This window comes from Pseudomonas eucalypticola (genome assembly GCF_013374995.1).
GTDB lineage: Bacteria > Pseudomonadota > Gammaproteobacteria > Pseudomonadales > Pseudomonadaceae > Aquipseudomonas > Aquipseudomonas eucalypticola.
In genome coordinates this window covers 1,706,121-1,723,937 of the sequence record NZ_CP056030.1, presented here as the reverse complement: position 1 = coordinate 1,723,937, position 17,817 = coordinate 1,706,121, and the positions used below count along the sequence as shown (strand labels likewise).

Sequence of the window (17,817 nt, the reverse complement as noted above, 5' to 3'; positions counted from 1 at the left end):
TCGCACGGCTGGTCCAGAGCGCAGACTCTAGGCAAAGCCCCGAGAGAAAGAAGCGGGACCGTTCCCAAGGGTTGGAGTGAAATTTCCTAAAGCATTCAGGCGACTGTCATACGTGCCGAGCCTCAATAATCACCCACTGCCCGCCTGACCTGCTCCAGTGCCCCACGCAACGCCCCCAGGGGCACCGAGCCCAGCGCCAGCCTTAGCGCATGGGGTACCTGGGCAGACGCCGCGAACGGCTCGGCGGTGGACACCGACACCTGCTCGCGCATCAGCGCCATGGCCACCTGGTCGGCGCGCATGTCCTCGGGCAATGGCAGCCACAGGAAATAGGAACTGGGGTGGCCCACCGTCGGCATGCCGGCCAGTACCTGCGCGGCCAAGGCCTGGCGCGCCTGAGCGTCGAGGCGCTTCTGCGCTTCGCAGCGGGCCACGGTGCCATCTTTCAGCCACTGGCAAGCGATGGCGGTCATCACCCCCGGGGTGTTCCAGTTGGTGGCGCGAATCACCCGCTCCAGCGTGGCGACCCAGCGCAGCGGCGCCACCACGAAACCCACCCGCAGGCCCGCCGCGACACTTTTCGAATAGCCGGACACGTACACCGTGCGCTCCGGGGCGAACGCCGCCAGCGGCGGCGGTACGTCGCTGACCAGAAACGCATAGGCAGCGTCCTCGATCAGTATCAGGTCGTGCTGGCGGGCAATCTCGGCCAGCCGCTGGCGCTGCGGGCGGTCCAGCACCCAGCCCAGAGGGTTTTGCAGGGTGGGCATGCAGTACACCGCCCGCACCCGACGCTGCCGGCACAAGGCATCCAGCGCCTCAAGGTCGGGCCCCTGCCCCCGGGCCGGGATGGGCGCCAGTTCCACCCGGTGGGTTTCGGCGACAATCTTGAAGCCCGGGTAAGTCAGCGCATCCACCGCCACCACATTCCCGGGCTGCAACAGGCCCAGCACCGCCACGGCAAGCCCATGCTGGGCGCCGGTCACCACTAGCACCTGCTCGGCGCTCACGTGCAGGCCCGTCTGCGCCAGGTGGTCGGCCACCGCCGCGCGTTCCACCGGGCGCCCGGCGTGGGGCTGGTAGCGCAGCAGGGCTTCCAGGTCGCCCGCCGCGGCCAGGTTGCGCAGCGCCGTGCGCAGCAGCTCGGCCTGGCCGGGCACCGAAGGGTAATTGAAGTTGAGGTCCAGCATGCCCCTGGCCACGGTCGCCTGATCAATGCCATGCCCCGGTGGCAGCTGCGTTTCGCGCACGAAGGTGCCCCGCCCGGTCTCACCGCTCACCAACCCCAGCGCGGCCAGCTCCGCGTATACCCGCGACGCCGTGACCAACGCCACCCCTTCGCGCTGGGCCAGCGCACGGTGGGTGGGCAAACGCACGCCCGCCTGCAAGCGCCCGGCACGAATATCAGCGGCAAAGCGGTCGACCAGCAATTGATAGCGCGAGGTGGGCATACGGATGTATCCATGACAATTATTTGATTGTACTACCCACACACTCTAGGGTCTGTATGAACTGGATTCCAGCGAAGCCAGGCGAGCCTGTTTTCAACGCAGCATGGCCGAGCAGGGATGCATTTCGTACAGCACCTCGCATCCCTGGCAGCACCTTCACCCTTAGAGACTTATCATGGAACAGACCGGGCCTTTTCCCACCACTCCCCTCATCCGCACCAGCAACGGCTGGCTCAACGGGTTCATCGGCGTACTGATCTTCAGCGGCTCGCTGCCCGCCACCCGCCTGGCCGTGCTGGACTTCAGCCCGCTGTGGCTCACCGTCACCCGCGCCACCCTGGCCGGCCTGCTGGCGCTGTGCGTATTGCTGATGTTCAGGCAGCGACGCCCTGCCCGCGAGCAATTGATCCCCCTGGTGGTGGTCGCCCTGGGCGTGGTCGTCGGTTTTCCGCTGTTGACCGCGTTGGCGCTGCAGCATGTCACCTCCGCCCACTCCATCGTCTTCCTCGGCCTGCTGCCCATGGCCACGGCGGTGTTCGGCGTACTGCGTGGCGGCGAGCGGCCACGTCCGGCCTTCTGGCTGTTTTCAACCTTGGGCAGCGCGCTGGTGGTGGGCTTCGCCCTGGCCCAGGGCGTGGCCGCCGCGCCGTTGGGCGACCTGCTGATGCTGGGCGCCGTCATCGTGTGCGGGCTGGGCTACGCCGAAGGCGCGCGGCTGTCGCGCAGCCTGGGCGGCTGGCAGGTGATTTCCTGGGCGCTGGTGCTGTCGCTGCCCTTCATGGGCATCGCCACTTGGCTGCTGATGCCCGCCAGCTTCACCCAGGTGCATGCGGCGGGATGGTGGAGCCTGGGCTACGTGTCCGTGTTCAGCATGTTCGTCGGTTTTGTGTTCTGGTACCGCGGGCTGGCCCAGGGCGGCATTGCAGCGGTGGGGCAATTGCAATTGCTGCAGCCGTTCTTCGGCCTGGCCCTGGCGGCCACCTTGCTGGGTGAACAGGTAAGCCCGGGCATGCTGGCCGTGACGGTGGGGGTGATCGGCTGCGTGGTCGGGGCGCGGCGCTTTGCGCGATGACCCGCAGCCGGGTAATGCATCACGCGCTCAGGTGCTCGTAAAGAATAGTGGCGCCCACCAGCATCAGCACCACGCCCCCGACAATCTCCGCCCGCTTGCCCACCAGATGCCCCAGCACCCGGCCCAGCATCACGCCCAGGGTCACCATGGTCATGGTGGCCAGGCCGATCGCGGCAGCGGCCACCAGAATGTTCACGTTCACAAAGGCCAGGCCAACCCCCACCGCCAGCGCATCGATGCTGGTGGCCACGGCGGTCACCGCCAAAATCATGAAGGAATGCTGCTGAGGTTTCTCTTCCTCTTCGGCCTCGTGCTTCACCCCATTCCAGATCATGTGCAGGCCCAGGGCAACCAGCAGGGTGAACGCAATCCAGTGGTCCCAGTTCTCCACCCAGCGGGTGGCGGCATGGCCGATGGCCCAACCGATCATGGGCGTGATGGCTTCAATGACACCAAAGATCAGGCCGGTGCGCAGGGCCTCGATAAAGCGCGGCTTATGCAGGCTGGAGCCTTTGCCGATCGCCGCCGCGAAGGCGTCGGTGGACATGGCAAGGGCAAGAAAAACGAGGGCAACGGGATTCACGGTTCACTTCCAGTCGGGCCAGGAATCAACGACACAGCCACACGCCCGACTATCGGCATGGCAGTGTCGCTGGTCTCTCCAACCCAAATGGGTGTTCGCACCACGGCAGGTGGCCGAGAATGTTGATGCGAACGCTTCAGGCACCGGGCCTGAAACAGGTTACTCCCCAACGAAGGCTTGCATCATAGCCTGAAACAGATGAAAAAAATGTGATGAAGATGAACAGGTTGCCGGTCATGCATAAGCAAGGGCGACCAGAAACCGCCAAGGGCGTAATACGCACACCAGCCGGCTAGGTGGAGTACCCCACCTTTCAGAAATTGCTAGGCAGCGGTAATGTGGGGGGACCTGTTAACTCGTTCCCACGCCTCCTCGTGGGGCCGGGTGAAGCATGGGAAAGCAGCACCGCGGTAAAACGGCTATACGCGGCGTAGTTTTCCCGAGTATCACCCGGCCCTGCAGGGAGGCGGCGAACATCGCGTTCAACAGCCCTACACAAAAAAGAACAAGGAATTCCCATGCAAGCCGTAATGGATTACGCCACCCTCCTCGACCTGGCCACTCAAACCTCCGCTATCACTGAACCGTGCGAGTGCACCCTCAAACCCCTGACCGGCTGGGAAGGCTGGCCCGTGACCCTGCGCGAAACACAATTGCAGCAGATCGGCACCCTGGCCCAATTCGAGGAAGAAGAAGCCACCTTGGACGAATACCACCCCCAGGGCACCAGCTACTGGTCCGCCGAAGCGCCCATCGCCCCGCTCTACCACCCTTATAACCAGTGTGGCGTATGGCAATGCACGGCGTGCAACCGCAGCTACCTGCGCTACAACGACGACGGCGCCTACCACTCGGAAAGCCGGATTCGCGCGTTGAGCGGGCACTTGCTGGTGGACGCGGAACATCCTACTCACGGGCGGTATAGGTGATGCGTCGGTATCAGTTGGCGTTGTTGATTGCGATGCTTGTGGTCAACTCGCCGCCGGTCATGATGCCTTGGGCTGCGCGGGGGATGCGGCCGGTGGTGCCGAATGTGGTGTTTAATAGTTCGGCACATGGTGTAGCGGTCGAATGAAACCGGACACCCGTTTAGGCGAGAATGCTCGCCATAGGAAGATGTCCGATGAGCAAGCAACGACGTACCTTTACGCGCGAGTTCAAGCGAGAAGCTGCCATCTTAGTGGTCGACCAAGGCTATAGCCTCGCTGAGGCAGCCTGTTCACTTAGGCCGGTACGGATCAACGTTTCGCGCTTGCAATGGGCCTGTAAAGATCTTCGGTTTTTTAAGTTTAGGAAAGAGAGGACAAATTACATCGGGCACAACCATTCGGAAGTAGGAAACCGAGTGTCGGAACAACCAAAGGTCGGGCGGGATACAGGATGCGATGGATCATCGCTCTGGATCACTACGCGGTGAAAGAGCGAAAAGTCGTTTAAAATCAGGGATTTAAAACAGAATGGAGGCAACCCCACCAGCCACACCCCGGCACACAATGTTCCCGCTGTGGCTGCTCCCTTCCGGGCCTGACCAGGTTAACGGGTAATCGTTGCGGGGGGACCGATGGGGTCACCATAACAACACTCGCCTGGCAGCGAGCGGTGCCATTGTACCGGTCTGGGGCGAAGATACAACCATTGATTGCAGAAAAAATTTTGAGGTGGGTCAAGCACTTGCCTGCGGGATGGATTGCGGGGACGGCGAGGAGCGCTTATAGTCCGCGCTTCGCTGCAAAATCAGCGAACGGGTGTGGAAGCCCGAGCATAGTGATACAGCTTTGAACGACTATCCCGAATTTTGTGGATAGACGCGTTCGCGTCATGGCGGCTGTATGCAGGACACCTTCGGGTGTGCCGGCCTATGCCCGGTCTTCCACACCTGTGTACAGCTGCCACCCTTCATGTGGAAGTGGATGTTGGCGGCTCCTCATACTGCTAGGAGTGCTTATCATGGATCCTCGATTTTCTGCCCTTCCCTCTTCGCTGACTCAATCGCCTGTCGTCCATCTGGACACTCAAGCCGCACTCTCCGACATTTTCGGTTTTGCTGACCAACGCCTGAACCTCGCCCGCCATGTACTCGCCGCCCTTGAAGGTGCAGACGAGTGTGATTACCGCTACCTCGCCCGTGCCGCCCAGGTGCTGCTGGAGGATGGCTGCGGGGTGATGGGTGTGATCGAGCGGCGGGTGGAGGGGCGGGACGGGCCAGAGCCGCGGGCTTTGGGGCGGCCGGATTTGACGGTTGTTTGACGGGATTATCGTGCAGGTCTTCTAGAGCTGTAGAGATAGCGTGGGCCTCTTCGCGGGCACACTTTTGTCCCACGGTGCAATGTTGCTCAGATACAGCGTGGGACTGGGCGTTAGCTCTGGACGGGAGCGCCGTGATGTGTCTGGGGGTGCGCGGTGTTTGCTTCCCGAGCTTCGCCCGGTCCCACAGGGGATTTGTGCAAGTCTTGAGGGGTGGCGTTGGCTTGGGAAGGGAGCGCTGCGGTGTGCCTGGAGGGTGCGCGGTGTCTGCTTCCCGAGCTTCGCCCGGTCCCACAGGGGATTTGTGCAAGTTTTGAGGGGTGGGTGTTGGCTTGGGAAGGGAGTGCTGCGGGGCGTCTGGTGGTGCGCGGTGTTTGCTTCCCGGGCTTCGCCCGGTCCCACAGGGGATTTATGGAAGCCTTGAGGGGTGGGTGTTGGCTTGGGAAGGGAGCGCCGCGGTGTGCCCGGTAGTGCGCGGTGTTTGCTTCCCGGGCTTCGCCCGGTCCCACAGGGGATTTGTGCAGGTCTTGAGGGTGGGCGTTAGCTCTGGAAGGGAGCGCCGCGGTGTGTCTGGTGGTGCGCGGTGTCTGCTTCCCGAGCTTCGCCCGGTCCCACAGGGGGGTTGTGCAAGTCTTGAGGGGTGGGCGTTAGCACAGCGGTAAGAGCAGGCATTGCGATTGACGAGTTGAAAAAAATTTTTGGGTCGTTTCTTGAAATCCAATTGGCCAGCCCTATCTGTTTAGTACGCGATGCCGAAGTCGGGTCGCGCATTCAACCTTGCTGATTGTTCAGGAGATTTACCATGACTGCTGCATTTTCCCTCGCCCCACTGTTCCGCCATTCCGTGGGTTTCGACCGTTTCAATGATCTGTTCGAGTCGGCGTTGCGCAATGAATCGGGTAGCAGCTACCCACCCTACAACGTCGAGAAACATGGCGATGATCAGTACCGTATCGTGGTCGCCGCGGCAGGTTTCCAGGAATCCGACCTGGAGCTGCAAGTGGAGAAAGGCGTGCTCACCGTCAGCGGTGGCAAGCGTGAAGGCAACGGTGAGGCCGTGACCTACCTGCACCAGGGCATCGCCCAGCGTGCGTTCAAGTTGTCGTTCCGCCTGGCCGACCATATCGAGGTCAAGGCCGCAGGCTTGAGCAATGGCCTGTTGAACATCGATCTGCTGCGCGTGGTGCCGGAAGAGGCCAAGGCCAAACGTATCCCGATCAATGGGGTTCAGCAGCCTGCGCTGCAGTAAGACGTGATTCGGTAGAAAAGGGGCGCCTCTCAGGGCGCCCTTTTTTGTTGGGCTGACGTTGGCGGCTGCTGTGTGCCTGATGCTTCGCGGCGCTTGGGACGCGGCCGGGTCCGCTGCTACAGGACGCTGTCGGCGCGGCCGCCGGCTTGCTGCACCACCAGGTGGATGAAGTGCAGTTTGGCGATGACGGCGGGCGGTACCACGAAGGGGTAGAAGTCGGGTTGGCCCATGCTGCGCGAGAGTTCGTTGAGCATGCCGGCCAGTTCGATCCAGGCGTTAACGAAGGCCAGGAATGCGGGGCCGTGAGGGTCCTGGGGGTCGTAGAGGGTGTCCAGGGGGAACGGCTGGTAGTCCAGGTCCATGTCGTGGGCGCTCATGCCGAAGCCCTGGGCGGTGTCGACGGCGTCCATCATGTGCAGGTAGTGGGCCCAGGTTTCGGCCCAGTCTTCCCAGGGGTGCATGGTGGCGTAGGCGCTGACGTAGGACTGTTGCCAGTCCAGCGGCGCGCCCTGGTCGTAGTGGCGCTGCAGGGCGTCGGCGTAGCTTTGGGTTTCGTCGCCGAACAGGCTGCGGAATTCACCCAGCCAATGGCTGGGGGCTACCAGACGGTCCCAGTAGTAGTGGCCCACTTCGTGACGGAAATGGCCCAGCAGGGTGCGGTAGGGTTCGCGCATCATCACCCGCACTTTTTCCCGGTGGGCGTCGTCCGCTTCCTTGATGTCCAGGGTGATCAGGCCGTTGGCGTGGCCCGTAGTGGGGGCGTTGCCTTCCAGGTCGATGCCGACGAAGTCGAAGGCCAGGCCGGTTGCCTCGTCCACGCTCTTGGGCACCACGGGCAGGCCCAGGTTGATCAGTTGGGCAACCATGCGCCGCTTGGCGGTTTCCACTTTGCACCAGCGCTCGGGGTTTTCCGGTACGGACAGGTCGGGGATGGTGCGGTTCAGGGCGCACGAGGCGCAGAAGGTCTGGCCGCTGCTGGCCGGGATCAGCCAGTTGCAGGCCGCTGCCGTTTCCAGGTTGGCGCAGCGGCGGAACGGGCCGGCGTCCGGGCGGGCGTCGAGCTGCCAGGTGCCGGGGTCGGCAGCGGGCTGCAGCGAGGAGAGAACGTTGGCGTCCGGCCAGTAGCCCAGCGCCGCGGTGCAGGCCAGGCACTGGCTGTTGCGAAAGAACACCGCCTGGCCACACTGGCACTGCCAGACCTTGCTGTTGCGTTCGGGCTGGCGCACGAAGGGGGCGGCGATGCGGGTGCTCAACTGTTCGAAAAGACGGTACATGCACTTTCTCCGGACGACAGGGGCCAGCGGTGGTGGTACTTACAAGGGTGTGCTGCTGACCACGCGCAGGGCGAGGCCTTCATAAGGGTCTAGGGTGATGGTGAAGTCGCCGCTGTCGGTGAGGTCGCCTTCCACCCGTTCGTTGATGATGTCCACCACCGGGCCTGGGGCGATGCCCGGCAGGTGCAGGGTTTCCACCAGGCTTTCGGCACTGAAGTTCAGCGCGGTGATCTGCGTGCCCTTCCCCGCCGGCAATTCGTGCACCAGTACCAACAGGCCCGGGTGCTGCACGTCAGGAATGAGAATCTGCCGGCTGGCGGCGATGTCGTAGGCGCGGCGCACGGCCAGGATCTTTTTCAGCTGGGTGGCGAACGAGTCCGGCTGCTGCAACTGGGCCGTGATGCTGCCATACAGGGTTTTCGGCCGCGGCATGCCACCGGCAGACACCTCGGCTTCAGGGTCCAGGTCGACCAGGTCGTAGGCGCCGCGGTGAATCCAGCGGGTGTCGCCATCCTGCATCAGGTGCGCCACCTGTTCGGCCGGCAGCGGCAAGGCGCCCACCAGGTCCCAGCCCGACAGGGCGAATACCCCCGGCTGCATGGCGTTGTACATCACCAGCAGCAGGTGGATGTGCTGGATCTTGCGTACATCCTCAGGGGTGATGGCGTCCAGGTCGCGTATACCCAGGGCCGCGGTGATGATGCTGGCGGTGGTGCAGGACACGCCGTTGGTGACGAACTTCAGGTTGTACGGCGCGTGCTCGCCCGCCAGGCGCTCGTACATTTCCTCGCGGATGTGCTCGCGCAGGATGTTGCCCGGGAACGTCTGGCCCTGGTACAGGTAGGTGTCGTGGGCATGCAGGGTCCAGAAGTGCACCAGCTCCAGGGTCAGTTCGTCGTGGTTCTGCAGGGCGTGGATCAACGAGGCCGGGTCGATGCCGAAGCTGTGCACCTGGCGCAGCATCAGGCGCAGGAATTCGGTATTACCGGTCAGCAGCGCATGCTGGTAGGCCGGGCGGGTGATGAAGTCGTAGGACAGGTCGGCGCCGCCTTTGCCCATGGCGGCGATGTCGTCGATGGTCAGGTTCAGTTCCTGGAAGCTGAAACCGCCGGCCTTGCGGATGGTGCCAGCCAGCAACTGGTTGCCGTTGACCGACAGCGGGTGGCTCTCGGACCAGGCGTTGCCTTCGGCGCGGCGCTCCACGCCCAGGAAGCCGTTGGCGTCCAGGCGCAGGATGCGCGCGCCCATGATGTCGATGGAATGCAGGGCATCACCGATGATCATCTGTTGCGCGGCGAAGGTGGGGTCCAGCCAGTTCAACGAGGGCTGGCCTTCCTTGAAGTAGTGCAGGTACACCCAGCGACGCGCCTTGCCGTCGACGCCGACGATGACCGGGGTGACGCTCCAGTCGGTCTCCTTGACCCCCGGCTCGAAGAAGATCACCCGTTGCAGCTGGCCGACGATGTAGTGCTTGGCCTTGAGCAGGTCGACGGTTTCAGGGTGCAGGTTGCAGGCGTCGCGGCCGTCGGCGACTTCGGGGAGCAGCGTCCAGTCTTCTTCCTTGATTTCGACCATGTGATACAGGCCGGGGTAGTCGGCGTGGGCGCGCTCGGCCAGGCGGAAGTCGGCGCCCTTGCCGGTGTGCGACGGAATGGCGTCGTCGATGACGATGGCGTTGTGGGCGGCGGCGATGCGGCTGAGGTTGAGCATTTCCGCTTCGGTGCCCAGGTCGGGGTCGATGTCGAAGCTCATGCGGTCGAAGTTGCCGTCGACGCTGGGGGTGCGTTCGCGGCCACGCAGGCCGCCGGAGAGTTTCAGCGGGCCGTTGTGGATGCCCTGGATGCCGATGTCCGATAGCGCATGCCACAGGGTTTCATCGCCCAGCGCTTGCAGCACCGAGCCGCCATCACGGGTGACGATGGAGGCTGGGTAGGCCGTGAACCAGACCGAGGCGATGGCCGAGGCGTCCCGTGGCCGGGCTTCGGCGAAAGGCCGTTGCCACAGCCGGGCCTGGCCGGCGTAGTGAAGGGCGCGCTGTTTGGCCGCGTGGAGCATGGACTGGTCCACGAGCCATTGAATGTAGTCCTTGTCCGGCTTTGACATGGGTGACCCCCGCTATTTTGGCATTTCCTTATGAGTGCCTGGCGGTCGGATCGTTGCATTGGAAAGCAGCCGCTTCAACCGCCGTGGGCTTCAAGGAGGGCGATGAACGCGTCTTCGTCCAGGACCTTGATGCCCAGTTCGTTGGCCTTGGTCAATTTGGAGCCCGCACCGGGCCCTGCGACCACGCAATGGGTCTTGGCCGACACGGAACCGGCCACCTTGGCGCCCAGGCTTTCCAGTTTTTCCTTGCCCACGTCGCGGCTCATGCGCTCCAGGCTGCCGGTGAGCACCCAGGTCTGGCCAGCCAGCGGCAGGCCTTCGACGACCTTTTTCTCGCTGGCCCAGTGCATGCCGAAGGCTTGCAGCTGCTGTTCCAGCTTCAGTGCCCGCTCGGCATTGGCCGGGTCGCGGAAGTAATCGCGCACCGCGTCCGCCTGCTTGGCGGCCAGGGCCTGGCGCAAGTCGATGCCGTCGGCGGCGATGATCTTGTCCAGGCTGCCGAGCTTGGCCACCAGTTTCTCGGCGCCGGTGGGGCCTACCGAGTTGATGTCCAGTTTGGCGATCAGCCCGGCCAGGCTGGTGCTGGCGGCGAATTCGGCGTGTACATCACCCTGGTCTTGCAGTTCCAGGCCATGGCCCAGCAATTCAGCGATGACGTTGCGGTTGTGCGGGTCTTCGAAGAAGCTGTGAATTTCGTAGGCCACTTCCAGGCCAATGTCGGGCAGGTAGGTCAGCACCTGGGGCAGCGCCACCATGATGCGCTCCAGCGAGCCCAGGGAGCGGGCCAGCACCTTGGCGGTTTCCTCGCCTACATCGGGAATGCCCAGGGCAAAGATGAAGCGCGCCAGGGTCGGCCGCTTGCTGGCGGCGATGGCGTCCAGCAGCTTGCGGGTGGACACCTCGGCGAAGCCTTCCAGGTCGATGATCTGCTCGGGCGTGAGGATGTACAGGTCCGCTGGCGAGCTCACCAGGCCTTCGTCAACCAGTTGTTCGACGCTTTTTTCGCCCAGGCCGTCGATGTCCATGGCGCGGCGAGACACAAAGTGAATGATCGCCTGCTTCAGTTGCGCCCCGCAGGCCAGGCGGCCGACGCAGCGGTATACCGCGCCTTCGCTGACGGTTTCCTTGCCCTTGCTGCGCTTGACCAGTTGCGTGCGCTCCACGTGGGAGCCGCACACCGGGCAGGTTTCGGGGATGTGCACAGGGCGGGCGTTTTCCGGGCGGCGCTCGGTGACCACCTGCATCACCTGGGGGATCACGTCGCCGGCACGGCGGATGATCACGGTGTCACCGATCATCAGACCCAGGCGCGCCACTTCGTCCATGTTGTGCAGGGTGGCGTTGGCCACGGTCACGCCGGCCACCTTCACCGGCTTCAGGCGCGCGACCGGGGTAACGGCGCCGGTACGGCCCACCTGGAATTCCACGTCCAGCAGCTCGGTGAGCTCTTCCATGGCCGGGAACTTGTGGGCGATAGCCCAGCGCGGTTCGCGGGCGCGGAAGCCCAGCTCACGCTGGCTGGCCAGGCTGTTGACCTTGAACACCACGCCGTCGATCTCGTAGGCCAGGGCGTTGCGGCGCTCGCCGATGTCGCGGTAGTACGCCAGGCACTCGTCGATGCCCTTGGCCAGTTTCAGCTCGCGGCTGATGGGCATGCCCCAGGTCTTGAGTTTTTCCAGGTTGCCGATGTGGGTCTCGGCGATGTTTTCCGAGACCTGGCCCAAGCCGTAGCAGCAGAATTCCAGCGGCCGGCTGGCGGTGATCTTCGAGTCCAGTTGGCGCAGGCTGCCGGCGGCGGCGTTGCGCGGGTTGGCGAAGGTCTTGCCGCCCACTTCCATCTGCCCTTCGTTGAGGCGTTCGAAACCGGCCTTGGACATGAACACTTCGCCGCGCACCTCCAGGGTGGCGGGCCAGCCGCTGCCGTGCAGCTTGAGCGGCACGTTGCGGATGGTGCGCACGTTGACGCTGATGTCTTCACCGGTGGTGCCGTCGCCGCGGGTGGCGCCGCGCACCAGCAGGCCGTCCTGGTACAGCAGGCTCACGGCCAGGCCATCGAGCTTGGGTTCGCAGCTGTATTCCACCGCCGCGCCGCCACCGAACAGGTCACCCACCGGCAGGTCCAGGCCTTCGTTCACCCGGCGGTCGAACTCGCGCATGTCGGTTTCTTCGAAGGCGTTGCCCAGGCTGAGCATGGGGATTTCGTGGCGCACCTGGCTGAACGCGGTCAGGGCCACGTTGCCCACGCGCTGGGTCGGCGAGTCGGCGGTCACCAGGTCGGGGTGCGCGGCTTCCAGTTCCTTGAGTTCGCGGAACAGGCGGTCGTACTCGGCGTCCGGGATGCTCGGTTCATCGAGCACGTGGTAGCGGTAGTTGTGCTGGTCCAGTTCGGCGCGCAGCTCGAGGATCCGGGTGTTGGCGGCGGTCATCTTGTGTGTTCTCGTGTAAAGCAAAAGAGCAGCCTGGGCTGCTCTTCGGGTGTTCGGCGAGGTTTTCCTGGTGTGGCCTTCCCGAGCTTAGCCCGGGAACAAGCCACCACCGCTCAACGCTTTTGCGTCAACGCCCGACGTTCGAATTCGACAATGCGCTGGCGGTAGTGTTCGATGGTCTGGGCCGTCAGCACGCTGCGTTGGTCATCCTTGAGCTCACCGTCCAGTTCGTGGGCCAGTTTGCGGGCCGCGGCGACCATGACGTCGAAGGCCTGCTTGGGATGGCGCGGGCCTGGCAGGCCCAGGAAGAAGCTGACCGCACGGGTGCTGAAGTGGTCGATGTCGTCCAGGTCGAAGATGCCGGGCTTCACCGCATTGGCCATGGAGAACAGCACTTCGCCGTTGCCGGCCATGCTTTCGTGGCGGTGGAAGATATCCATTTCGCCAAAGCGCAGGCCGCTTTCCAGGATGTTCTGCAGCAGGGCCGGGCCCTTGAAGCCACCTTCGGAACGGGAGATCACGCTGATCACCAGCACTTCCTCGGCCTGGGGCACGTCGCGGTGCTCGGCCGGCGCGGTGCCGGAGGCATTGAAAGCCGGGGCCTTGTCGTCCGGGAAGTCGTCATCGCGGGCACTGAACAGGGTCGGTTGCTCGGGTTCCAGCGCCAGGTCGCCCTGGGTGGACTCGGCGGCCACGCGCTCACGCTCGCGTTCACGCTGTTCCTGTTTGTCGCGCTTGCCGCGCTTGGCCACCGGCTCACGCGCAGGGGCGCTCATGGACGGCAGGTCATGCTCGTCCAGCGACGGCTCGCGGGCCTCTTCCAGTACCCGCGACGGGCCCAGTACCTCGGCACTGTGCTCTTCGTCCGGCAGGTTGGAGAAGCTGCGGTCGAGCCTGAATTTCAATTTGCCCTTGCCGCCGCGCATGCGGCGCCAGCCATCGAAGAGAATACCGGCGATGACAATCACGCCGATGACGATCAGCCATTCGCGCAGACCGATTTCCATTTAATCCTGTGCCTCTATGAAAAATGCTGAAAAATAAAGGGTTTAAACCCCTTTAAAACGTGGCGCCAACTCTATGTTCTGACAGGCGTTTTCCCCACGCGTACGAAAATATGTCCAATAAACTAGCACGACCAAAGATAACTTTACACCGTCTGTCGCAGCAGATACGCCAATTAAGTGCAAGCGGTCCAAATTCGCTCGCGCTTCAGGCGTCAACCATCGCCATCGCCTCCTCTACGTCCACCGCCACCAGGCGCGAGCAACCGGGCTCGTGCATGGTCACGCCCATCAACTGGTCGGCCATTTCCATGGCGATCTTGTTGTGGGTGATGTAGATGAATTGAACCGTCTGGGACATCTCTTTCACCAGCCGTGCATAGCGTCCAACGTTAGCGTCATCCAGCGGTGCGTCAACTTCGTCGAGCATGCAGAACGGCGCCGGGTTGAGCTGGAAGATGGAAAACACCAGGGCCAGGGCTGTCAGTGCTTTTTCGCCACCGGACAGCAAATGGATGGTGCTGTTCTTCTTGCCAGGGGGTCTCGCCATGATTGTGACCCCTGTATCGAGTAAATCTTCGCCCGTCAGTTCCAAATAAGCGCTACCACCGCCGAAAACCTTCGGAAACAGGGCCTGCAAACCACCATTTATCTGATCAAAGGTATCTTTGAAGCGGTTGCGAGTTTCCTTGTCGATCTTGCGAATGACGTTTTCCAGGGTGTCCAGCGCTTCCACCAGGTCATCGTTCTGGGCGTCCAGGTAGCGTTTGCGTTCGGACTGCTGCTGGTACTCGTCGATGGCCGCCAGGTTGATGGCGCCCAGGCGCTGGATGCGGGCGTTGATGCGTTCCAGTTCTTCCTCGGCTTCTTTTTCGTTGGCCAGGGCGTCGAGGGTGGCGATGACGCCTTGCAGGTCGTAGCCATCCTCGTGCAACTGTTCCTGCAGGGCCGTGCGCTTGACGCTCAGGCCCTGCCATTCCATGCGGTGCTGTTCCAGTTGGCCGCGGATCATCTGCGACTGCTGCTCGGCCTGGGTGCGGCGCTTCTCGGCGTCGCGCAGCTCGGTGTCGGCGTCTTCCAGGGCGGCCTTGGCCAGGCGCATTTCGTCGTCGACGGCCATGCGCCGTTCCAGCAATTCTTCGAGCTTGAGGCGCAGCTCTTCCAGGGGGGCCTCGCCCTCCTCCAGGTTCAGCGACAGCTGCTCGCGCTTCTCGGTCAGGCGCTCGGCCTGCAATTCCAGGCGTTCAAGGGCCTGGCGGGTGGAATCGTGCTGGGCGCGCAATGAGCCCAAGCGCACGGCCAACTGGTGGGCGTGGTCCTTGTGCTGGCGGGCGTCCTGGCGCACCTGGTCGAGGCGCTCGCGCAGGCTGTCGCGCTGGGCCATCAGCCGTTCGCGCTGTTCGGTGTCCTGGGCCATGGCGTCGAGGGCGTCCTGCAGTTGCAGGCGCGACTCGCCCAGCTCTTCGCTCTCCAGGGCGCGCTGCTCGGCCAGTTCGGCCAGTTCCTCATCCAGGCGACGGCGGCGCAGGGCCAACTGCTCGGCCTTGGCGCGGCCGGCGGACAGCTGCGCCTTCAGTTCACCTTGTTGGCGGGCCTCGGCGGCCACCTGGCGGCGCAGCTGCTCGCGGGCTTCCTCCTGCACGACCTGTTGCTCGCGCAGGTGCTCAAGGCGCTCCTCCAGGGTGGCCAGGGCCGCTTCGCGTTCGTCGCGCTCCAGGCCCAGGTTTTCCAGCTCCTGGCCGCGGGCCAGCACGCTGCCCTGGGCATCGCTGGCACGGCTGACGCGCAGGAAGTGCCGGCCCACCCAGTAGCCGTCACGGCTGATCAGGCTTTGGCCCGGTTGCAGTTGAGCGCGACCGGCCAGGGCGTCGTCCAGGGTTTCCACCGGTTTGACCTGGCCCAGCCAGGCGCTGAGGTCGGTGCTACTGTGCACCTTGTCCAGCAGGCTGCCAGGCAGGCTCGGGCTGCCACTGGCGGCGGTGAGCAGGCGCAGGTCGCCTTGCTCGAAGGCGCCCAGGGCCAGGCCGTTGAAATCATCCACCAGCACCGCTTGCAGGTCGGCACCCAGCACGGTTTCCACCGCCAGCTCCCAGCCGGCGTCCACCCGCAGGCCCTCGGCCAGGCGCGGACGCTGGTCCAGGTGCTGGTCGCGCAGCCACTCGGCGGTACCGGTGCCGGGGTCCAGGGCGGCCTGTTGCAGGGCTTCCAGGGAGGCAAGGCGGCCATTCAGGCGTTGCAGTTCGCCCTGGGCCTGCTGCTGCTCGCGGGTGGCCTGCTGCAGTTGCTCGCGCACCTGTTCAAGGCGCTCCACCTGCTGGGCTTCGCCGGCCTGCAACTCCTCGATGAGCATGTCACTGGCGGCCAGTTGCTCACCCAGTTCCAGAATGGCCGCGTCCTCGGGGTCGGCGGCCAGTTGCGCGCGCTCTTCACTCAGGCGCCGCTGGCGTTCACCCAGGCGCTCCATGGACTGGTCCAACTGCTGGATGCGCGACTGCTGCACTTCGGCCTGGCGCCGGGGCTCGGCGGAGCGGGTGTTGAACACATCCCACTGCTCCTGCCAGCCCTGCATGGTGGCTTCGGATTCTTCCAGGGCGGCGGCGGCCTCTTCGGCGGCGGCGCTGGTCATTTCCTGCTCGGGCGCGAGCATTTCCAGTTCTTCGCCCAGGGTGGCGAGCAAGGTGCGGTCATGGCCCAGGTGCGACTCGGTTTCCTGGCGCGAGCGCTCGGCTTCGCGCAGGTCATCCTGCAACTGGCGCAGGCGCTGCTGGCCGTGCTGAATGTTCTGCTCGACCCGGGCGATGTCGCCGCCCACCGAGTAGAAGCGCCCCTGCACCAGGTTGAAGCGCTCGGACAGGTCATGGTGGCCGTCCCGCAGCCGCTCGATGGCGGCATCGGCGTTGCGCTGCTCGGCCACCAGGGCTTCGAAGCTGACTTCCTGGGTGCCGATGACCGCTTCGCGCTGGGCCACCTGCTCGTTCAGGGCCTGCCAGCGCAAGGCCGACAGTTGCGCCTTGAGCTGACGTTCCTCGGCCTTGTACTCCTGGTATTTCTCGGCGGCCTGGGCCTGGCGGTGCAGACGTTCGAGCTGGCGTTCCAGCTCTTCGCGCAGGTCGGTCAGGCGCTCCAGGTTCTCGTGGGTGCGGCGAATGCGGTTCTCGGTCTCGCGGCGGCGCTCCTTGTATTTGGAGATGCCGGCCGCTTCCTCGATGAAGTTGCGCAGGTCTTCGGGCTTGGCCTCGATCAGTTTGCTGATCATGCCCTGCTCGATGATCGAATAGCTGCGCGGGCCCAGGCCGGTGCCCAGGAAAATGTCGGTGATGTCCTTGCGTCGGCACTTGGTGCCGTTGAGGTAGTAGGTGTTCTGGCTGTCGCGGGTCACCTTGCGGCGGATGGAAATTTCCGCGTAGGCGGCGTATTCGCCCACCAGGGTGCTGTCACTGTTGTCGAACACCAGTTCGATGCTGGCCTGGCTCACGGGCTTGCGGCTGGTGGAGCCGTTGAAGATGACGTCGGTCATCGACTCGCCGCGCAGGTTCTTCGCCGAGCTTTCGCCCATCACCCAGCGCACGGCGTCGATGATGTTGGATTTGCCGCAGCCGTTGGGGCCTACCACCGCCGCCATGTTGCTGGGGAAGTTCACCGTGGTGGGGTCCACGAACGACTTGAACCCGGCCAGCTTGATGCATTTGAGCCGCATGGTCAGTCCGCCGCCAGCGCGGCCAGCACCAACTGGCAACTGCGCTGCGTGTAGTCGCCCAGCACCTGGCGAATACGCGGCAGGTCACGGGCCACCACGGCTTCGAGCAGGCTGTTGAACAGGTGCATGTAATCGCCCATGGTGGCCTTGCGCTGTTCCAGCGCCAGGTAATAGGTACGGCTCATGGCCGGCTGCAGGTTCTCGACGGTTTCCTGCAGGTACGGGTTGTCGGCGAACGGATAGGTCGCGCGCATCACGTTGAAGCTATCCTCAACGAAGGCCTTGATGTCCTTGCGCTCCAGGCTCGCCGTCAAGCGTTGCTGGATCACCAGGAACGGCGCCAGGTCGGCCTGGGCTTTCCAGCGTTCGGCCACGGCGGTGCCGAGCAGGATGTACATCTCGCTCATCAGCGCGCACAGGCTCTGCACCTTATGGGCGCTCAACTCGGTCACGTGTGCACCACGACGCGGCAGGATCGCGATCAGATGGCGGCGTTCCAGGATCAGCAGCGCCTCGCGCACCGAGCCGCGGCTGACATTGAGGGCAGCCGTGACTTTCTGTTCCTGAATGCGCTCACCGGGCGCGAGTTCGCCCTGAATGATGCGTTCGGCCAGGTAATCGGCGATTTGCTCGGAGAGACTGTCCGGCGCCTTGAACGTCATGGTTGTCCTTCAAACTCGTTGAACGTGGCAAGCGGCGAAGTGTAGCGCACTT

At 64.0% G+C, this 17,817-nt stretch carries 12 protein-coding genes, 1 other RNA gene, 1 pseudogene and 1 riboswitch; of the genes and pseudogenes, 5 read left to right on the top strand and 9 right to left on the bottom strand.

The features are described 5' to 3' along the window. Nucleotides 1–122: 122 nt before the first annotated feature. Nucleotides 123–1,451: an aminotransferase-like domain-containing protein gene (locus HWQ56_RS07970; RefSeq protein ID WP_176570157.1), complete on the bottom strand. Its 1,329-nt coding sequence runs from the start codon at nucleotides 1,449–1,451 to the stop codon at nucleotides 123–125. A gap of 175 nt (nucleotides 1,452–1,626) precedes the next feature. On the opposite strand from HWQ56_RS07970, the gene HWQ56_RS07965 reads away from it, so the two are divergent. Further along, entirely contained in the window at nucleotides 1,627–2,523 is an 897-nt protein-coding gene (locus HWQ56_RS07965) for a DMT family transporter (RefSeq protein ID WP_176570156.1), read from the top strand. Between the two features lie 19 nt (nucleotides 2,524–2,542). Here HWQ56_RS07965 and mntP read toward each other — a convergent pair whose 3' ends face one another. Further along, a complete protein-coding gene (gene mntP / locus HWQ56_RS07960; protein ID WP_158159061.1) occupies nucleotides 2,543–3,106 on the bottom strand; it encodes a manganese efflux pump MntP in 564 nt (187 codons plus the stop codon). A 7-nt stretch (nucleotides 3,107–3,113) separates the two neighbouring features. Next, a riboswitch (yybP-ykoY riboswitch) is annotated at nucleotides 3,114–3,286 on the bottom strand. 338 nt (nucleotides 3,287–3,624) lie between these two features. On the opposite strand from mntP, the gene HWQ56_RS07955 reads away from it, so the two are divergent. Together HWQ56_RS07955 and HWQ56_RS07950 are read left to right on the top strand one after the other, a co-directional pair. Next, nucleotides 3,625–4,035 carry a hypothetical protein gene (locus tag HWQ56_RS07955; protein ID WP_176570155.1) on the top strand — a complete coding sequence of 137 codons (411 nt, stop codon included), beginning with the start codon at nucleotides 3,625–3,627 and terminating at the stop codon, nucleotides 4,033–4,035. A gap of 194 nt (nucleotides 4,036–4,229) precedes the next feature. Next, nucleotides 4,230–4,358 (top strand): annotated as a pseudogene (locus HWQ56_RS07950) (transposase); the annotation flags it as partial. 215 nt (nucleotides 4,359–4,573) lie between these two features. On the opposite strand, the gene ffs reads toward HWQ56_RS07950, so the two are convergent. Beyond that, nucleotides 4,574–4,670: signal recognition particle sRNA small type (gene ffs / locus HWQ56_RS07945), an RNA gene on the bottom strand. A gap of 383 nt (nucleotides 4,671–5,053) precedes the next feature. Here ffs and HWQ56_RS07940 point away from each other — a divergent pair. Together HWQ56_RS07940 and HWQ56_RS07935 are read left to right on the top strand one after the other, a co-directional pair. Beyond that, complete coding sequence (locus tag HWQ56_RS07940) at nucleotides 5,054–5,353, top strand: hypothetical protein (RefSeq protein WP_176570154.1); 300 nt, start codon at nucleotides 5,054–5,056, stop codon at nucleotides 5,351–5,353. Nucleotides 5,354–6,152: 799 nt separating this feature from the next. Then, the gene (locus tag HWQ56_RS07935) at nucleotides 6,153–6,599 is read left to right on the top strand and encodes an Hsp20 family protein (protein WP_158157601.1); all 447 of its coding nucleotides are present in this window, start codon (nucleotides 6,153–6,155) and stop codon (nucleotides 6,597–6,599) included. A gap of 116 nt (nucleotides 6,600–6,715) precedes the next feature. Here the strand turns inward: HWQ56_RS07935 and HWQ56_RS07930 are convergent, their stop codons facing one another. The 6 genes from HWQ56_RS07930 to HWQ56_RS07905 form a co-directional block, all read right to left on the bottom strand. Next, the gene (locus HWQ56_RS07930) at nucleotides 6,716–7,873 is read right to left on the bottom strand and encodes a zinc-binding metallopeptidase family protein (protein ID WP_158157602.1); all 1,158 of its coding nucleotides are present in this window, start codon (nucleotides 7,871–7,873) and stop codon (nucleotides 6,716–6,718) included. Between the two features lie 39 nt (nucleotides 7,874–7,912). Then, complete coding sequence (gene treS / locus HWQ56_RS07925; protein WP_176570153.1) at nucleotides 7,913–9,976, bottom strand: maltose alpha-D-glucosyltransferase; 2,064 nt, start codon at nucleotides 9,974–9,976, stop codon at nucleotides 7,913–7,915. Between the two features lie 74 nt (nucleotides 9,977–10,050). After that, a complete protein-coding gene (gene ligA / locus HWQ56_RS07920; RefSeq protein WP_176570152.1) occupies nucleotides 10,051–12,402 on the bottom strand; it encodes an NAD-dependent DNA ligase LigA in 2,352 nt (783 codons plus the stop codon). Between the two features lie 113 nt (nucleotides 12,403–12,515). Continuing rightward, nucleotides 12,516–13,409, bottom strand: coding sequence for a cell division protein ZipA (zipA, locus tag HWQ56_RS07915; RefSeq protein WP_158157605.1), 894 nt, complete (start codon nucleotides 13,407–13,409; stop codon nucleotides 12,516–12,518). 205 nt (nucleotides 13,410–13,614) lie between these two features. After that, nucleotides 13,615–17,103: a chromosome segregation protein SMC gene (gene smc, locus HWQ56_RS07910; RefSeq protein WP_176570151.1), complete on the bottom strand. Its 3,489-nt coding sequence runs from the start codon at nucleotides 17,101–17,103 to the stop codon at nucleotides 13,615–13,617. Nucleotides 17,104–17,105: 2 nt separating this feature from the next. Next, nucleotides 17,106–17,765 carry a GntR family transcriptional regulator gene (locus tag HWQ56_RS07905; protein ID WP_158157607.1) on the bottom strand — a complete coding sequence of 220 codons (660 nt, stop codon included), beginning with the start codon at nucleotides 17,763–17,765 and terminating at the stop codon, nucleotides 17,106–17,108. Between the last annotated feature and the right edge of the window lie 52 nt (nucleotides 17,766–17,817).